Source organism: Burkholderia orbicola, from assembly GCF_900100915.1.
In the GTDB taxonomy this organism is placed as follows: domain Bacteria; phylum Pseudomonadota; class Gammaproteobacteria; order Burkholderiales; family Burkholderiaceae; genus Burkholderia; species Burkholderia orbicola.
Genome location: NZ_FNKW01000002.1, coordinates 537,959 through 553,636, shown reverse-complemented (window position 1 = coordinate 553,636; position 15,678 = coordinate 537,959). Strand labels below are relative to the sequence as shown.

At 68.7% G+C, this 15,678-nt stretch carries 14 protein-coding genes; 6 read left to right on the top strand and 8 right to left on the bottom strand.

Going from position 1 to position 15,678, the window contains the following annotated elements:
- Positions 1-6 precede the first annotated feature (6 nt).
- A complete protein-coding gene (hpaI, locus tag BLS50_RS19370) occupies positions 7-813 on the top strand; it encodes a 4-hydroxy-2-oxoheptanedioate aldolase (protein WP_074803528.1) in 807 nt (268 codons plus the stop codon).
- 76 nt (positions 814-889) lie between these two features.
- Here hpaI and BLS50_RS19365 read toward each other — a convergent pair whose 3' ends face one another.
- On the bottom strand, positions 890-1,681 hold the full coding sequence (locus tag BLS50_RS19365) for an AraC family transcriptional regulator (protein ID WP_074803526.1): 792 nt from the start codon (positions 1,679-1,681) through the stop codon (positions 890-892).
- A 95-nt stretch (positions 1,682-1,776) separates the two neighbouring features.
- Here BLS50_RS19365 and BLS50_RS19360 point away from each other — a divergent pair, with 95 nt between their 5' ends.
- Together BLS50_RS19360 and BLS50_RS19355 are read left to right on the top strand one after the other, a co-directional pair.
- Complete coding sequence (locus BLS50_RS19360) at positions 1,777-2,028, top strand: hypothetical protein (protein WP_006494967.1); 252 nt, start codon at positions 1,777-1,779, stop codon at positions 2,026-2,028.
- 32 nt (positions 2,029-2,060) lie between these two features.
- Complete coding sequence (locus tag BLS50_RS19355; RefSeq protein WP_074803524.1) at positions 2,061-3,023, top strand: quinone oxidoreductase family protein; 963 nt, start codon at positions 2,061-2,063, stop codon at positions 3,021-3,023.
- A gap of 143 nt (positions 3,024-3,166) precedes the next feature.
- Here the strand turns inward: BLS50_RS19355 and BLS50_RS19350 are convergent, their stop codons facing one another.
- The 5 genes from BLS50_RS19350 to pdxR form a co-directional block, all read right to left on the bottom strand.
- Entirely contained in the window at positions 3,167-4,258 is a 1,092-nt protein-coding gene (locus BLS50_RS19350; RefSeq protein WP_069231048.1) for a porin, read from the bottom strand.
- A gap of 151 nt (positions 4,259-4,409) precedes the next feature.
- Positions 4,410-5,477 carry an ABC transporter ATP-binding protein gene (locus BLS50_RS19345; RefSeq protein ID WP_069231049.1) on the bottom strand — a complete coding sequence of 356 codons (1,068 nt, stop codon included), beginning with the start codon at positions 5,475-5,477 and terminating at the stop codon, positions 4,410-4,412.
- Entirely contained in the window at positions 5,470-7,242 is a 1,773-nt protein-coding gene (locus tag BLS50_RS19340) for an ABC transporter permease (protein ID WP_069231050.1), read from the bottom strand. The genes BLS50_RS19345 and BLS50_RS19340 overlap by 8 nt, the downstream gene beginning before the upstream one ends.
- 108 nt (positions 7,243-7,350) lie before the next feature.
- Complete coding sequence (locus BLS50_RS19335; protein ID WP_027811935.1) at positions 7,351-8,451, bottom strand: ABC transporter substrate-binding protein; 1,101 nt, start codon at positions 8,449-8,451, stop codon at positions 7,351-7,353.
- Positions 8,452-8,644: 193 nt separating this feature from the next.
- Positions 8,645-10,126 carry a MocR-like pyridoxine biosynthesis transcription factor PdxR gene (gene pdxR / locus BLS50_RS19330; protein ID WP_069231051.1) on the bottom strand — a complete coding sequence of 494 codons (1,482 nt, stop codon included), beginning with the start codon at positions 10,124-10,126 and terminating at the stop codon, positions 8,645-8,647.
- A 101-nt stretch (positions 10,127-10,227) separates the two neighbouring features.
- On the opposite strand from pdxR, the gene BLS50_RS19325 reads away from it, so the two are divergent.
- The 3 genes from BLS50_RS19325 to BLS50_RS19315 all read left to right on the top strand — a co-directional run bounded on the left by BLS50_RS19325 (position 10,228) and on the right by BLS50_RS19315 (position 13,681).
- Positions 10,228-11,463 carry a multidrug effflux MFS transporter gene (locus tag BLS50_RS19325; protein WP_069231052.1) on the top strand — a complete coding sequence of 412 codons (1,236 nt, stop codon included), beginning with the start codon at positions 10,228-10,230 and terminating at the stop codon, positions 11,461-11,463.
- Between the two features lie 125 nt (positions 11,464-11,588).
- The gene (locus BLS50_RS19320; protein WP_006479157.1) at positions 11,589-12,263 is read left to right on the top strand and encodes a response regulator; all 675 of its coding nucleotides are present in this window, start codon (positions 11,589-11,591) and stop codon (positions 12,261-12,263) included.
- A complete protein-coding gene (locus BLS50_RS19315; RefSeq protein WP_074803522.1) occupies positions 12,260-13,681 on the top strand; it encodes a sensor histidine kinase in 1,422 nt (473 codons plus the stop codon). Before BLS50_RS19320 ends, BLS50_RS19315 begins: the two co-directional genes overlap by 4 nt.
- Positions 13,682-13,736: 55 nt before the next feature.
- Here the strand turns inward: BLS50_RS19315 and BLS50_RS19310 are convergent, their stop codons facing one another.
- Positions 13,737-14,603 (bottom strand): MOSC domain-containing protein, encoded by an 867-nt coding sequence (locus BLS50_RS19310; RefSeq protein ID WP_074803520.1) that lies wholly within the window; start codon positions 14,601-14,603, stop codon positions 13,737-13,739.
- An 88-nt stretch (positions 14,604-14,691) separates the two neighbouring features.
- Entirely contained in the window at positions 14,692-15,645 is a 954-nt protein-coding gene (locus BLS50_RS19305) for an ABC transporter substrate-binding protein (RefSeq protein WP_074803518.1), read from the bottom strand.
- Between the last annotated feature and the right edge of the window lie 33 nt (positions 15,646-15,678).

The window sequence follows — 15,678 nt, the reverse complement described above, 5'->3', positions numbered from 1 at the left end:
CGAACGATGCAGATTCCGTCGAATGTCTTCAAGGCCGCGCTCGCGCGCGGCGACGCGCAGATTGGCTTGTGGCTCGGCCTCGCGAATCCGTACAGCGCCGAAGTGGTCGCGGGCGCCGGTTTCGACTGGCTGCTGATCGACGGCGAACATGCGCCGAACACGGTGCCGACGATCCTCGCGCAACTGCAGGCGATCGCGCCGTATCCGTCGCATCCGGTCGTGCGCGTGCCGTGGAACGATCCGGTGATCGTCAAGCAGGTGCTCGATCTCGGCGCGCAGACGCTGCTCGTGCCGATGGTGCAGAGCGCGGACGAAGCGCGCGCGGCGGTGGCGGCGACCCGTTACCCGCCGCACGGGATTCGCGGTGTCGGCAGTGCGCTGGCGCGCGCATCGCGGTGGAATCGCGTCGGCGAGTATCTGCATCGCGCGAACGACGAGATGGCCGTGCTCGTGCAGGTCGAGACGCGCGCGGGGCTGGAGGCGATCGATGCGATTGCGCGGGTCGACGGCGTCGATGGCGTGTTCATCGGGCCGGCTGATCTTGCGGCCGATCTCGGCTATCTCGGCCATCCGGAGCACCCGGACGTGCAGGCCGCGATCGATGGCGCGATCCGCGCGATCAAGGCGGCCGGCAAGGCGCCGGGCATCCTGAGCGCGGATGAAGCGGCCGCGCGGCGCTATCTGGAAGCGGGCGCGTTGTTCGTCGCGGTCGGTGTCGATACGACGCTGCTGGCACGGAGCGCGGAGCGGCTCGCCGCACAGTTCAAACGGAAGGGCGACGACGCCGTGAAGCAGGGCGACGGCACGTATTGATGCGGCGCCGGGCGGTTTTCCCCGTGCCGACCGCCGGCTTTTCGCCGTGCGGCGTCATGCCCGAGCATGGCCTCACCTATCGCTGTACCGGGCTTCCCGCCTCCATATATTTCCCCGGCGTCGTGCCCAGCGCACGCCGGAACATGTCGATGAACGCGCTCACGTTGTCGTATCCGAGATCGAGCGCGATCGTCGTCACCGGCACGCCGTCGGCAATGCGCTCCAGCGCCCGCAGCAGCCTGGCCTGCTGACGCCACTGCGCGAACGTCAGCCCCGTCTCGGCGACGAAGCGGCGGCTCATCGTCCGTGCGCCGATGCCGGCCCATTCGGCCCATTCCTCGAGCCGGCGGTCGTTCGCGAGATCCGCGGCCAGCGCATCGGTGATCTTCACGAGCCGCGGGTCCCGCGGCCGGACCAGCCCCAGCGCTTCAGCTTCCGACGCCGCGATTTCATCGAGGATCACGTCGGCGATCCGGGTCTGCGCGGCATCCAGATCGGCATCGCCCCAGCTTGCCGCACGCTGCACGGCTTCGCGCAGCAGCGGCGTCGTGCGGATCGCGCGCGGCGTGGCCGGCAGCGTCGCGCAGCGGGCTTCGGCGATGAACGCCGACCAGCCGGCGATCGGCCCGAACGAGCGCAGCGAATGCCGGCAATGCGGCGGAATCCAGATCGCATGGATCGCCGGCACGACCCACTCCTGATCGTCGAGGCCGATCGTCACCAGCCCGCTCAGCGCGCCGACGAGCTGGCCGCGCGCATGGGAATGCGGCGCGGTGATACGCGGATCGCGTTGCGACAGGACGGCGGCGACCACGAACGGGCCGTCGTCGGACGTGACGAAGCGGGCTGGCAGGAGCGGATCGGACATGGCCGGATATCGGTATCGAATGGCTATTATACCGGAGATCGGCCGGTTTCGCACGCCTACACTGCGTCCATCGATGACAACCGGAGTAAGACGCGATGCGAGCCGAACAGATGCTTCCCGACCATGCCAACCAAGTCGATGCCGGCGGAACGACGATCCGCAAGGGGACCGTCGGCGCGTTTCTGGTCAATGCGCGCGTATTGATCGACCCGAACGCCGCGCCGGCCGAGAGGGCGCGCGCGGAGGCCGATGCGATCGACGCATTGCCCGCGCTGCGTGCGCTCGGCCTGTTCGACGTGCTGGAAGTACGCGATCCCGCGCTGCGCGCATGGCTCGATGCCCGATAAAGGTCCACCCCTCCAGAATTGAAGGAATCACCATGAAAGCAGCAGTCGTTGAAGGCGCTGGACAACGTCCGATCTATACGGAGTTCGAACCGCCGAGCGCAATGCCGGGCCACAGCCTGATCGACGTGACGGCGTCCGCGCTGAGCCGCATCGCGCAGGGGCGTGCGGCGGGGACGCATTATTCATCCGTTGGCGGTTATCCGTTCGTCGTCGGTGTCGACGGCGTGGGCCGTCTCGACGATGGTCGGCGCGTCTACTTCTTCGGTGCGCCCGCGCCGTTCGGCGCGATGGCCGAACGTACGATCGCGCCCGATACGCAGTGCGTGCCGCTGCCGGACGCGCTCGACGATGTCACGGCGGCGGCGATCGCGATTCCGGGGATGTCGTCGTGGGCGGCGCTGACCGAACGCGCGAGGTTCGTTGCGGGCGAGACGGTGCTCGTCAACGGCGCAACGGGGACGTCGGGGCGGCTCGCAGTGCGGATCGCGAAGCATCTCGGCGCGGCGAAGGTGATCGCGACAGGCCGTAACGCGGCCGCGCTGCAGGCGTTGCTGAGTGCCGGCGCGGACGCGGTGGTGTCGCTGCAGCAGGACGACGTGCATCTGGCGCGGGCGCTCGAGCCGCATTTCCGCGCGGGCGTGGACGTCGTGCTCGATTATCTGTGGGGCGCCAGCGCGCAGACGCTGCTGGTTGCCGCCGCGAAGGCGACCCCCGGCGGACGGCGGGTGCGTTTCGTGGAGATCGGCTCGATCAGCGGCGCGGACGTGCTGTTGCCGGGCGCCGTGCTGCGCGCGACCGCGATCGAGCTGATGGGCAGCGGCTTGGGCAGCGTGCCGTTGCCGCGCTTGCTGGCGTCGGTGCGCGGCGTGTTCGAGGCGGCCGGGGATGCAGGCCTCACGATCGACACGCGCACGGTGCCGCTATCGGCGGTCGGTGAACATTGGGGCGATGCGAGCAGCGTCGTGCGGTTGGTGTTCACGATGCGTGGCGAGTGAGCAGCGCATCGCCAGGCAGCGGGCCGGATGCGGCGTGAGCGTCGAGTTGCGCGGCAGCGTTCGGACGTTCGCCGTCATGCCGCCGCGCGTAGCGTGAAAGCAGCGGGGCGGCCGATCAACCGCTGCCGCTCGTCACGTCAGCGTCAAAACCGCTGCTGAATCCCCGCCGTCACCCCGACCTGCGTGGTGCCATACCCGTTGAAATCGCGCGACACGCCGACCTTCTGGTCGTGTTTCGCGATCGCGAACGCCCCGGCGGCATACAGCACCGTGCGCTTCGACAGCGCGTACTGCGCGCGCACCGACACCAGCGTCGGATCGGCATCCGTGCCGCCCTTGATGTTCTGGTGATAGACGGCCGCGATCAGCGAGAACGTCGGCGTGAACTGGTACGACCCGCCGAGCCAATACATGTCGCTCAACTGGTTCGCCGCCGTGGTGTGGAACGTGCGCTTGTAATTGCGGTATCCGGCCATCGTCTTCAGGTTGCCGAAGTCGTAGCTCAAGCCCGCGTGGATGCCCTGAATGTAGTTGACTGTATCGGCCGGCGTGACGCTGTCGGCCGCGCCGTTCTGCCGGTCGAACGTGACGACCGCCGCGAATGGCCCCGTCTCGTAGCCCACCGCGAAATCGTATTTCGAGCTGGTCTTCATGCTGCCCGGCACGTTGCCGAACCCGTACAGCGCGCCGAACTTGAAGCCGCTGAATTCGCCGTCGTAGCGCACCGCGTTCGACGAGCGCGTGAACAGGCCGTCCTTGCGGCCGCCGGTTGCCATCGACGAGGTCGCCCACGAGTAGTTCTGCGCGTAACCCATCGGATCGAACGGCAGCATGTAATCGTAAGTGACGGTGAAGTTGCGGCCGAGCGACAGCTCGCCCCATTTCCCTTTCAGGCCGACCGTCGCGCGGCGCGCGAAGATCGAGTCGGGGCCGTCGTCGGACGCGCCGTTCGCGAGGTCGATTCCGCTTTCGAGCCGGAACACGGCCTTCAGCCCGCCGCCGAGATCCTCGACGCCGCGCAGGCCCCAGCGCGACGTGTTCTTGTTACCCGACTTCAGCTTGACCGAATTGCCGCCTTGCGGCGCCGCATGGTTCGTGAATTCGATACCGGCGTCCATGATCCCGTACATCGTGACCGACGACTGCGCGTGCGCGGCCGGCGCGGCGAGGCAGGCGGCCGCGGCTGAACCGGTGAGGACTACTGTTCGAATCGAACGTTCTGCGCGTGACTTCATTGACGGTGTCTCCTTGGTTCTTGTGGGTTGGGTGAAACGGATACGGCGCGCAACCGCGCAATCGCCCGCGGCGGACGCCGGGAAGCGTCCGCCGGGCAGGAAGGCGGCGGCGTGGAGAACAGGCGGCGGCACGCTGGCCGCCGCGTTCGGGTCAGCCCGCTTTCGCGAACGCCCAGCAGTCGTTGGTCGGGAATTCGATCCAGTGCTTGCCGGCCGCGCGCGGTACATGGCCGAACGCACGCAGGCGCATCTCGCCGCAATGGAACAGGTACTCCCAGCGATCGCCGAGATACATCGACGTGACGAGGTCGGCCTGCAGGCGGTTCGCGCCCGGGCCATCGGTGACCTGCACGCGTTCGAGACGGATCACGGCCTGCGCATCCTGGCCCGGCGCGAGCGTGTCGCGGGCAAGCGCCTGCAGCTCCCAGCCGTCGCCGGCGAGCGTCACGCATTCGCCGTCGATCGCGGCGACGCGCGCGTCGATCCGGTTGTTGCTGCCCATGAATTCGGCGGTGTACAGCGAGCGCGGCGCGCCGTACAGCTCGGCCGGTGTGCCTTCCTGCTCGATGCGGCCATTGCGTAGCAGCAGGATGCGGTCGGACATCGCCATCGCTTCGGTCTGGTCGTGCGTCACGCACAGGGCCGACAGCCCGAGCGACACGATCAGCTCGCGCAGCCACGCACGCGCTTCCTCGCGCAGCTTCGCGTCGAGGTTCGACAGCGGTTCGTCGAGCAGGATTACCGGCGGGTTGTAGACGAGCGCGCGGGCAATCGCGACGCGCTGCTGCTGGCCGCCCGACAGCTGATGCGGAAAGCGTTCCGCGAGATGGCCGAGGCCGAGCTGGTCGAGCGCGGTCTGCACGCGGTGCTTCTGTTCGGCCGGTGCGACGCGGCGCAGCTTGAGGCCGTAGCCGACGTTGTCGGCGACGGTACGGTGCGGCCACAGCGCGTACGACTGGAACACGAGGCCGAGCGAGCGTTGTTCGACCGGCAGGTCGACGCGCCGAGCACCGTCGAAGAACACGCGCTCGTCGAGCTGGATGCGGCCGTCCGACGGCTGTTCGAGGCCGGCCACCGCACGCAGCAGCGTGGTCTTGCCGCTGCCCGACGCGCCGAGCAGGCACACGACTTCGCCGGCCTTCAGTTCGAACGACACGCCCTTGAGGATCGGGTTGGCGCCGTAGCTGAGGTGCAGATCGTCGACGATGAGCTTATCCATGAAGTTTCACTCCGAAGCGCAGGGCCACGCCGAGACCGGCGCCGACCATCGCGATGTTGATGACAGAGAGCGCCGCGACCTGGTCGACGGCGCCGGTCGCCCACAGCGACACGAGCAGCGCGCCGATCACTTCGGTGCCGGGCGACAGCAGGTAGACGGCGGTCGAGTATTCGCGCTCGAAGATCATGAAGATCAGCAGCCACGCGGCGAGCAGGCCGAAGCGCACGAGCGGCAGCGTCACGTCGAGCGACACGCGGCTGCGCGTCGCGCCGACGCTGCGGCCGGCTTCCTCGAGTTCCGGGCCGACCTGCAGCAGCGCGCTCTGGATGAGCCGCATCCCGTACGCGAGCCACACGACCGTGTACGCGATCCAGATGCTCCACATCGAGTTCTTCAGCTCACGAAGGCCGGGCACGAACAGGAAGATCCACAGGAACGCGAGACCGGCGAGGAGACCCGGCACCGCGCGCGGCAGCAGCACGAGGTAGTCGAGCAGCTTGGTCGCCCAGTCGGGGCGGCGGTGGCCGGCGAACGCGACGAGCGAGTAGAAGCCGATCGCGAGCGCGCCGCCGATCACGCCGATGCCGAGCGTGTTGACGATCGCGCGCACCAGGTTGTCCTGCTCGAACAGTTCGATGAAGTTCGACAGCGTCAGTACTTCGGCGAGCGCGACACCTTCGCCCCAGTTGGTCACGAACGCACGCAGCACGATGCCCGAGATCGGCACGATCACGGTCAGCATCAGCCACAGCGCGACGATCGCGAGCGCGACCCAGCGCCACACGCCGAGCGGCAGCACGGTCGCGCGGCCGGCCTTGCCCTTCACGGTGACGAAGCGGCTCGCGGTCTTCAGCAGGCGGCGCTGCAGCAGCACGAGCGGGAACGTGATCGCGACGATGCACACGGCGACTGCGGCCATCAGGTGATACGACGGCACGCCGAGCTTGTTGGTCAGCTTGTACAGGTAGGTCGCGAGCACGAGGTGGCCTTCCGGATCGCCGAGCACGAGCGGCAGCCCGAACACCTCGAAACCGAGGAAGAACACCAGCACGCCGGCGAACAGCAGCGCGGGCATCGTCATCGGCAGGCTCACGTCGAGCGCGACGCGGAACGGGCGGGCGCCGGTCACGCGCGCGGCTTCCTCGACGTCCGAGCCGAGGTTGCGCAGCGCGGCCGACGAATACAGGTACACGTGCGGCACGTGCGTGAGGCCCACGATCACCGTGATCGCGAAGATCGAATACACGTTCCAGGGTATGTTCTGTACCCCGAAGAGTTCCTTGAACCACACCGAGTAGAAGCCGACCGGGCCGGCCGCGACCACGTAGCCGAACGCGAGCACCATCGGCGACACGAACACCGGCGTGAGCAGCAGCGGTTCGAGCCAGCGGCGGCCGGGCAGGTCGGTGCGCACCATCAGGAACGCGAGGATGCCGCCGAGCGGGATCGAGATGAACAGCATCCCGCCGGCGATGATGAACGAATTCTTCACGGCCGACCAGAAGTCGGGATCGCTGAAGATGAAACGGAAGCCTTCGATGCCGAGCGTCTTGTTCGCGTCGAAGAACGGCGCGGACAGCAGGCTCTGGAACAGGATGAAGCCGAGCGGCAGCGCGACCGCGACGGTCAGGACCGCGACGACGATCCAGCGCAGCATGCCGGCGAGCGGCTGCAGGCTGCTGACCGGCAGTGCGGGAATCGCGTCGCGCGGGCCGGTGGCGGGCGGAACGGCCGGTGCCGTGCCGCGTGTGCTGGTTGAAAGCATGAGTTCGCCCCTGCGGCCATCCGGATGGCCGCCTCAAGGAAGTCGGTAAGGGGAAGGGGCCGCCCGCGCGCGGTGCGGCGGGCGGCCCGAGGTCAGCGGCTCAGCGCATCAGCGCTTGATCGCCTGCTGCCATTGCTTCAGGAACGCGAGGCGCTTCGACTGGTCGAGATAGACCAGCAGGCCGGTGCCGATCTGGATCGGCTTCAGCGAATCGCCGAGTTCCTTCGTGAGGCTCGCCGCCGACGTTTCGCCGGTCACGTCCGCGCGGATCGCGTACAGGTTCGCCTGGTTCGCGATCAGCGTCTGGCCGCGCTTGGACAGCAGGTAGTCGACCCACAGCTTCGCGGCGTTCGGGTTCTTCGCCTTCTTCGACACTGTGGCGAGACGGCTCACGACCTGCGTGTAGTCCTTCGGAAACACGTAGCCGATCGACTTGTCCTTCTTCGCCTTTGCGTAGGCATACGAACCGATGATGTTGTAGCCGATCAGGTTCTCGCCCGACGAGATGCGCTCCATCATCGCGCCCGTGCTCGACTGCAGCTTCGGGCCGGTCGCGCCGATCGCCTTGACGAGTTCCCACGTGACCTTCTCGTTCACGTGCGCGTCCTGGGTCAGATAGTTGAAGCCGACGCCCGATTTCTCGATGTCGTACGTCGTGACCTTGCCCTTGAACTTGTCGGCCTGCGTGGTGAGCAGCTTGATCAGGTCGGCGCGCGTCGTCGGCACTTCGTTCTCGGGGATCAGCCGCTTGTTGTAGACGATCGCGAGCGGCTCGAACGTCGTGCCGTACGCCTGCTTCTGGTACTGCGCCCATTGCGGCACGTTCGGGCTTTCGGGCGAATCGTAGGACGCCATCAGGCCGTCGTTGACGAGCTTGACCTGCAGGTCCATCGCCGAGCTCCACAGCACGTCGGCGCTGGTGCTGCTCGCCGCGTTCTCGCTGATGTAGCGGTTGTACAACTCGGTGCTGTTCATGTCGTTGTACTCGACCTTCACGCCGTACAGGCTTTCGAAGTCCTTGATCAGCGGACGCACGAGGCCCGTGTCGGTCGTCGAGTAGACGATCAGCTTGCCTTCCTTCTTCGCGGCGTCGATCACGCCCTGGTAGTTCCCCGGGTAGCCGGCCGGAACCTGCGCGGCGGCGCTGCCGGCGGCAGTGCCCAGAACGATCGCCAGCGCGGCGGCGAGTTGCTTCGGTGCAAACGGCATGTCTTCCTCCAGTGATGCGTGGGTTTTGTTCGAGTGACGCGGATGTTAATTGCGGGGCACTTTCAGCCTGCTTTCATTCCGGTTCGCAATCGCGCCGTTCGTGTCATGGATTTCCCGAGGTCGACGCGGCGCCGGCCGCGGGTTTCGCGGCGCGCGGCAGGGCTTGAGAGGCGGGGCGACGCGGGGTCGCGGGCTACGCGGAAGTGGCCAGCAGTTGGCCGAGGAGGCGGCCGCCATGCCGCGCGTGGGCGGCCGTCAGCGCGGCATAGCCCACGACGACGCCCGCTTCGCGGCGGGCGCTTCGACAGAAGCCGCGGACCGGTTGCAGCTCGACGCCGGCCGCGCGGGCTTGCGCGACATACGTTGCGTCGTCGATGCCGGGCGGCAGCCACAGCACGAAATGAAAGCCCGCGTGCTCGCCGGTCACCGAGTAGCGGCCGCCGGCATGTTTCTCCAGCTGGTCGAGCACGATGTCGCGCCGCTGGCGGTACGCGTGGCGGGCGGCGCGCAGGTGCTTCGCGAAATCGCCTTGACCGATGAAGCGGGCCAGCGCCAGTTGCGGCGCGACGCCGACCGAGCGTGCGGTCGCGTGCCACACGGCGGACAGCGCCGGCCGCAGCGCCGCCGGCACCACCATGAAGCCGATGCGCAGCCCGGAAAACAGCGTCTTGTTGAACGACCCGCAATAGATCACGCGGTCGCACGCGTCGAGCGATTTCAGCGCGGGCAGCGGGGCGGTGTGGTAGCTGAATTCGCCGTCGTAGTCGTCCTCGATGATCCACGTGCGGTTGCGCTGCGCCCAGTCGAGCAGTTCGAGCCGGCGCGAGACCGACATCGTGACGCCGAGCGGCGCCTGATGGGCCGGCGTCACGTAGGCGGCGCGCGCATCGGGATGGCGATTCAGCGATACGGTGTCGATGCCTTCCCGATCGACCGGCACGTCGATCACGGTCGCGCCCGCGATCGTGAAGATCTGCCACGCCGACGCATAGCCGGGGTCCTCCATCAGCACCGTCGAGCCGGGCGCGAGCAGCGTGCGTGCGACGAGGTCGATCGCGTGGCGGATGCCGGTCGTGATGACGATGTCGCCGGCCTCGCACGGGATGCCGCGGTATTCCCGCAGGTACGCGGCGATCTCGGCGCGCAGGCTTTCGACGCCCAGTGCCGGTGTCGCGCCGAGATCGTCCGCCGTCGCGGCGAGCAGGCTGGCGCCGAGCGCCTTCTTCCATTGCTGGATCGGCAGCAGGCCGGGGTCGGCGAGCCGCGCGACGAACGGGACGCCCGGACGCACGCCGTGCTCGGGCTCGGCCGGGGTGGTGGGCGCCGGGGGCGCGATGGTGGCGGGGAGCGGGCTGCCGTCTCGCGACCGCGCGGCCGCGCGCAGATAGCTGTCCGGCACCACCGCGCACACGCGTGTGCCGGAGCCTTGCGTGCGGGCGATGTAGCCCTCGGCGCACAGGATGTCGTACGCCGCTTCGACGGTGCCGCGCGCGACATCCCAGCGCGCGGCCAGCGTCCGGCTGGATGGCAGCGGACTGTCGCCGGGCAGCAGGCGTTTCAGGATCGCGTCGCGAATCGTATCGGCGATGCATTCCTGCTTCGAGTGCGGGCTGCCGCCCGACAGCCCGGCAGGGCGCGGCAGGTCCAGCGGAATCGCGGCTTTGCCTCGCGGCATAGTGGTCCAGTCAACAGTCGATTTAATGGTCCTTCAGCTTATATCACTTTCGCCTTAGATTGCTGTCGACCCCACTCATCCGGCCGATCCGGACTTACCGCATGAAGACGCGTTCATTACCCCGCCGGGGCTGGCTGTTCCTGTTGATGCTCGTCGTGTGCTTGCCGCGCATCACGATCGACGCGTACCTGCCGTCGCTGCCCGCGATGGCGGATGCGCTACACGGCACCGACGCGCAGCTGCAACTCACGCTGACCCTGTACATGGTCGGCTATGCGCTGTCGATGTTGGTGTCGGGGCCGCTGTCCGACCGCTACGGCCGACGGCCGGTGCTGCTCGGCGGCCTGTGCGTGTACGTCGTCGCGAGCGTCGCCTGCGCATGGTCGACCAGCATCCCGGCGCTGATCGCCGCGCGCGTGTTCCAGGCGCTGGGCGGCTGCAGCGGCACCGTGATCGGCCGCGTGATCGTGCGCGAACGCTTTCCGGCCGCGACGCAGGCCACGATGCTCGGCCATATTTCGGCGGGCATGGCGCTGTCGCCGGTGGTCGCGCCGCTGGCCGGCAGCGCGATTGCCGAGTGGCTCGGCTGGCGCGGCGTGTTCGGCTGGCTGGCGGCGGGCGGGCTGGTCGCGACCGCGATGGTGCTGCGCTACCTGCCCGAGACCCGCGAGCGCGAGACGCGGCCGGCAGCCGGCGCCGGGCTGCTGCGGACCTACGCCGGCCTGCTGCGCGAGCGGCGGTTCCTGCGCTATTCGCTCGCGATCAGCTTCGCTTACTGCACCTACTATCCGTTCATCGCGGAATCGTCGACGCTGTTCCAGCGGCACATCGGCGTGTCCGGCCCGGTCTATGCGGCGATCTTCGGCGTGACCGTGCTCGGCTACCTGATCGGGTCGAGTGCGTTCGCGCGGACCAGTACGCGCCGGACGGCCGATTCGGTCATCGCGGTGGCGGCGGCCGTCAATCTGGTCGGCGCCGCCGTGCTGTGGGTCGGCGGCGCGCTCGCGCCGGCTTCGGTGACGGCGCTCGTCGCACCGATGTTCGTCGTGATGATCGCGGTCGGCATCGCGATTCCGGCCTGCCAGTTCGCGGTGATGCAGCCGTACACGAAGATCGCCGGCACGGCGTCGGGGCTGTTCTTCTTTATCCAGATGGCGATCACGGCCGCGTGCGGTGGCGTGCTGGCATGGCTGTCGGACGGCACCGCGCATCCGATGATCGTCGTCACGGTCGGCGCGAGCGTCGCGTTCGTCGCGGTGGTGGCCGGTTTCCGCGAGCGGCGCGTGACCGGCGACGCGCGCATCGTGGCGCGCAACCGGCCGGCTGCCGAGCGCTGAGCGGCTGCCGCCGGCATCGCGCGCGGCGGCTTCGCGACACCCGCGCAACCCGTGTTTGCGCGAGGCGTGGAGACGGAAAGGATCATGTAATGTAGCGGGCTGTCGCTGACCTTACCGGAATCCCCATGCGTGTGCTGCTCGTCGAAGACAACCCGAACCTGGCCCAGTCGCTGAACGATGCGCTGAGCGCCGCGCGCTTCGCGGTCGATCACATGGCCGACGGCGAGGCGGCGGACCACGTGCTGCGCACGCAGGATTACGCGCTGGTGATTCTGGACCTCGGGCTGCCGAAACTGGACGGGCTCGAGGTGCTGCGACGGCTGCGCGCGCGCCGCAACCCGGTGCCGGTGCTGATCCTCACCGCGCACGGGTCGGTCGAGGACCGCGTGAAGGGGCTCGATCTCGGCGCCGACGACTATCTCGCGAAGCCGTTCGAGCTGACCGAACTGGAGGCGCGCGCCCGCGCGCTGATCCGGCGCAGCCTCGGGCACGAGCATTCGCGCGTCGAGTGCGGGCCGCTTTCGTACGACAGTATCGACCGCAGCTTCCATCTGGCGGGCGAGCCGCTGTCGCTCACGCCGCGCGAGCGCTCGGTGCTCGAGGTGCTGATCCTGCGCAACGGCCGCGCGATCAACAAGGACACGCTGTCGGAGAAGATCTTCGGGCTCGACGAGTCGGTCAACGCGGACGCGATCGAGATCTACGTGTACCGGCTGCGCAAGAAGCTGGAGAACACGGGCGTCGCGATCGTCACGCTGCGCGGGCTCGGCTATCTGCTCGAAGCGAAGGCGGAAGGATGACCCGCCCGAACCTGCGCGCGCAGGTCGCGCTGTGGCTGCTGCTGCCGCTGCTGGGCCTGCTCGCGCTCGACTCGTGGCTCACGTACCAGCGTGCGATGAGCGCCGCGCACGTCGCATTCGACCGCACGCTGTCGTCGTCGCTGAAGTCGATCCGCGAAGGCGTGCGGCTCAACGACGGCGAGATCGAGGTCGACCTGCCGTATCTCGCGCTCGAAATGCTCGAATCGAGCGACGGCGGCAAGATCTACTACCTGATCCGCGAGGACAACGGCCACACGATCACCGGCTATCCGGACCTGCCGCTGCCGCAGGGCCGCGACGCGGGCGACGGCGCGTTGTTCGTCACGCGTTACTACGACGTCGTGTATCGCGGCGAACAGTTGCGGATGGCGGCGCTGCGCATCCCGGTGCACGACGTGCCGACCGCGCAGTCGCGCATCGTATGGGTGATGGTCGGCGAGACGATCGAGGCGCGCCAGGCGCTCGCGCGCGAGATCCTGATCGGGTCGCTGTTGCAGGAAGGGCTGCTCGTCGTGCTGGCGCTCGGGATCGTGTGGCTCGGCGTCGGCCGCGGGCTGCGGCCGCTGAACCGGCTGTCGGCCACCGTCGCCGCGCGCAGCGAGGACGACACGACGCCGCTCGACACGGGCGCGATGCCGAGCGAACTCGCGCCGCTCGTCGATTCGATCAACCAGTACATCGGCCGCACGCAGCGGATGCAGGTGGCGCGGCGGCGCTTCTTCGCCGATGCGGCCCATCAGTTGAAGACGCCGCTCGCGGCCGTCCAGGCGGGCGTCGAACTCGCGCTACGGCCGGACGAGCAGCCGCGCGCGAACGTGCACCTGCGGCGCGCGAACGGCGCGGTGCGGCAGGCCGCGAAGATCGTCCAGCAACTGCTGTCGCTGTCGCGGCTCGATTCGGACAGCGGTCATGCGGTTGCGCACAAGCCGGTCGCGCTGCACCGGCTTGCCCGCAGCGTGACGCTCGACTGGTCGCCCGTCGCCCGCGCGCGCGACATCGATCTCGGCTTCGAGCACGAGGCCGACGTCGACGTGCTCGGGCAATCCGACTTGCTCGGCGAGATGATCGGCAACCTGATCGACAACGCGATCCGTTATGCGGGCGACCATGCGGTGATCACGGTGCGTATCTCGCGCGACGGCGAACAGGCGCGGCTCGACGTGATCGACAACGGGCCGGGCATTCCGGCCGACGAACGCGATGCGGTGTTCGAGCGCTTCCATCGCGGCAGCAAGACGCAGACGGTCGAAGGGACGGGGCTCGGGTTGTCGATCGTGAGGGAAATCGCGCGCGTGCATCAGGGCAGCGTGACGCTGACCGATGCGGCCGGCGGCGGCCTCGTCGTGACGATCCGGCTGCCGGCGGCGGCGAGTGATGCGATGGCGCGCGCCGCGTGATGGCGCGCGACGAGACGGCGCGGGAAGGGGCCGGGCGGCGCTGTCCGGCTCCGGCTCAATCGCCGAAGCCGATCTCCGCTTCGACCGGCTGGCCGACTTCGAGCCACGCGCCGGCGCCTGCGACGACGATCGCATTGATGCCGAACGTCAGCGCGCCGTCGTAGTTCGGGTTCGCGCGATAGGTCTGCATCGTGTCGGTCGGCTCGTGCGGCCATGCCGGATCGGGCGCGCCGGTGGCCTGGTCGATCGTCGGCATCGGGCAGCGCGTGCACAGCTTCACGAGCCGCAGCCGCACCGGCGTATCGCCGTCGACGTCGAGATGCTCGACGAAATCCTCTTCGTACGCATCGAGATCCGACACGACGATGTTCGGCCGGAAGCGGTTCATCGGAATCGCCGGCGCGCCTTTCGCGGCGAGCCGCGCGTTCAGGTCGTCGAGCGACGACTGGCCGATCACCAGCAGCGGATAGCCGTCCGCGAACTGCGTATGCGTATCGATCTCGCCGGTCCATTTGCGGTTGCAGCTGCGGCGCGCGTCGGGGCCGAAACGCGCGAGCTTCGTCGGCGCGCCGAGGAATTCGGTGAGCCACGCTGCCGTGTCGGCGCCGGTGTCGATCGCGTCGACGGTGTCGCGCCACACGGTCGCGGCCATCTTCGGCGTGGCGGCCGTCGCGTCGCCATCGAGCGGCGTGCGGATTTCCGGCATGCCCGGCGCGTTCAGCACGAGTGCATCGCCGTCGAGCGTCGGGCGAATCAGCGCGAGGCGCGGGTGCGTGCGCTGCGTGAGCATCTGCCCGTGTGGATCGGTGATCAGCCAGTGGCGGTCGTACGCGAGGCCCGTTTCCAGCAGTTGCGCGCGCGTCAGCGCGATGCCGGCGCAGGATTTGATCGGGTAGGCGAAGAGTTCGGTGATGGCTGGCATGACGCTGGCTGGAGGCGGGATGGTCGAAGCGCGATTGTGCCAGATCATGCCTGAGCCGTTTGGGCGGCCGCGCGCCGCCACGCGCCGGTCAAGCGAGCGGGAAGCCCGTGTCGAAGGTCGTGCGTACGTCGAGCGGCTGGCGCAGCAGCCCGGCCTTCAGGTAGAAGTCGGCCGTGCGCTGCTGTTCGGCGATCACCGTCGCGTCGATCGGCAGCCAGCGCGTGCCGCGGCGCTCGAATTGCAGCTTCGCGGCGGCCGGCGGAATGCCGATGATGCGCGCGAGCGCCGCCGAATACGCGTCGACGTGCCGGTACGACCAGGCCTGCGCGCGCACGACGCGTCGCAGGAAATCGTGCAGCACGTCGCGTTTCGATGCGATCGCCGCGTCGGTCGCCGCCAGATAGCTGAGGCCCGACCACAGCCCGCGGCCGTTGACCAGCACGCGCGCACGGCCGCTCGTTTCGGCGAGCGCGGTATAGGGCTCCCAGGTCGCCCATGCGTCGATCGAACCGGTGGCGAGCGCCAGCATCGTGTCGGCCGGCGGCAGGAAGCGGAACGACACGGCATCGGGCGGCAGGCCGGCCGCGTCGAGCGCCTTCAGCGTGACGAAATGGCCGATCGAGCCGCGCGTGGTGCCGATGCGCTTGCCCTTCAGGTCGGCTGCGCCTTTCAGCGTGGCGTCGGGCTGCACGAGCACGGCCGTGCCGTACGGATCGGAACGGTTCGCGCCGATCACCTTGATGCGGGCGCCAGATGCGAGCGCGAAGATCACCGGCGCGTCGCCGATCGGCCCGCAGTCGACGGCGGCCGCGTTCAGCGCTTCGGCGAGCGGCGCGGCGGCCGGAAATTCGGTCCACGCGATGTCGTACGCGAGGCCGTTCAGTTCGCCGGCCGCTTCGAGCAGTGCGCGCAGCCCGCCTTTCTGGTCGCCGGCGCGCAGCAACGGGCGTGCGCCCGATTGCGCGCGCACGACGGCGGGGGCGGCGGCGATCGTGGCAAGGGCGCTCGCCTGGGCGAGGAAGTGGCGTCGGGTCGGATTCATCGTGAAGTTCGGTTGAGGGAAGGGTTCAGGGAT

Excerpts from the sequence above, each read along its gene's own strand:
- hpaI (WP_074803528.1), top strand. The coding sequence starts at position 7 with ATGCAGATTCCGTCGAATGTCTTCAAGGCCGCGCTCGCGCGCGGCGAC.
- BLS50_RS19365 (WP_074803526.1), bottom strand. The coding sequence starts at position 1,681 with ATGTCCGATCCGCTCCTGCCAGCCCGCTTCGTCACGTCCGACGACGGC.
- BLS50_RS19360 (WP_006494967.1), top strand. The coding sequence starts at position 1,777 with ATGCGAGCCGAACAGATGCTTCCCGACCATGCCAACCAAGTCGATGCC.
- BLS50_RS19355 (WP_074803524.1), top strand. The coding sequence starts at position 2,061 with ATGAAAGCAGCAGTCGTTGAAGGCGCTGGACAACGTCCGATCTATACG.
- BLS50_RS19350 (WP_069231048.1), bottom strand. The coding sequence starts at position 4,258 with ATGAAGTCACGCGCAGAACGTTCGATTCGAACAGTAGTCCTCACCGGT.
- BLS50_RS19345 (WP_069231049.1), bottom strand. The coding sequence starts at position 5,477 with ATGGATAAGCTCATCGTCGACGATCTGCACCTCAGCTACGGCGCCAAC.
- BLS50_RS19340 (WP_069231050.1), bottom strand. The coding sequence starts at position 7,242 with ATGCTTTCAACCAGCACACGCGGCACGGCACCGGCCGTTCCGCCCGCC.
- BLS50_RS19335 (WP_027811935.1), bottom strand. The coding sequence starts at position 8,451 with ATGCCGTTTGCACCGAAGCAACTCGCCGCCGCGCTGGCGATCGTTCTG.
- pdxR (WP_069231051.1), bottom strand. The coding sequence starts at position 10,126 with ATGCCGCGAGGCAAAGCCGCGATTCCGCTGGACCTGCCGCGCCCTGCC.
- BLS50_RS19325 (WP_069231052.1), top strand. The coding sequence starts at position 10,228 with ATGAAGACGCGTTCATTACCCCGCCGGGGCTGGCTGTTCCTGTTGATG.
- BLS50_RS19320 (WP_006479157.1), top strand. The coding sequence starts at position 11,589 with ATGCGTGTGCTGCTCGTCGAAGACAACCCGAACCTGGCCCAGTCGCTG.
- BLS50_RS19315 (WP_074803522.1), top strand. The coding sequence starts at position 12,260 with ATGACCCGCCCGAACCTGCGCGCGCAGGTCGCGCTGTGGCTGCTGCTG.
- BLS50_RS19310 (WP_074803520.1), bottom strand. The coding sequence starts at position 14,603 with ATGCCAGCCATCACCGAACTCTTCGCCTACCCGATCAAATCCTGCGCC.
- BLS50_RS19305 (WP_074803518.1), bottom strand. The coding sequence starts at position 15,645 with ATGAATCCGACCCGACGCCACTTCCTCGCCCAGGCGAGCGCCCTTGCC.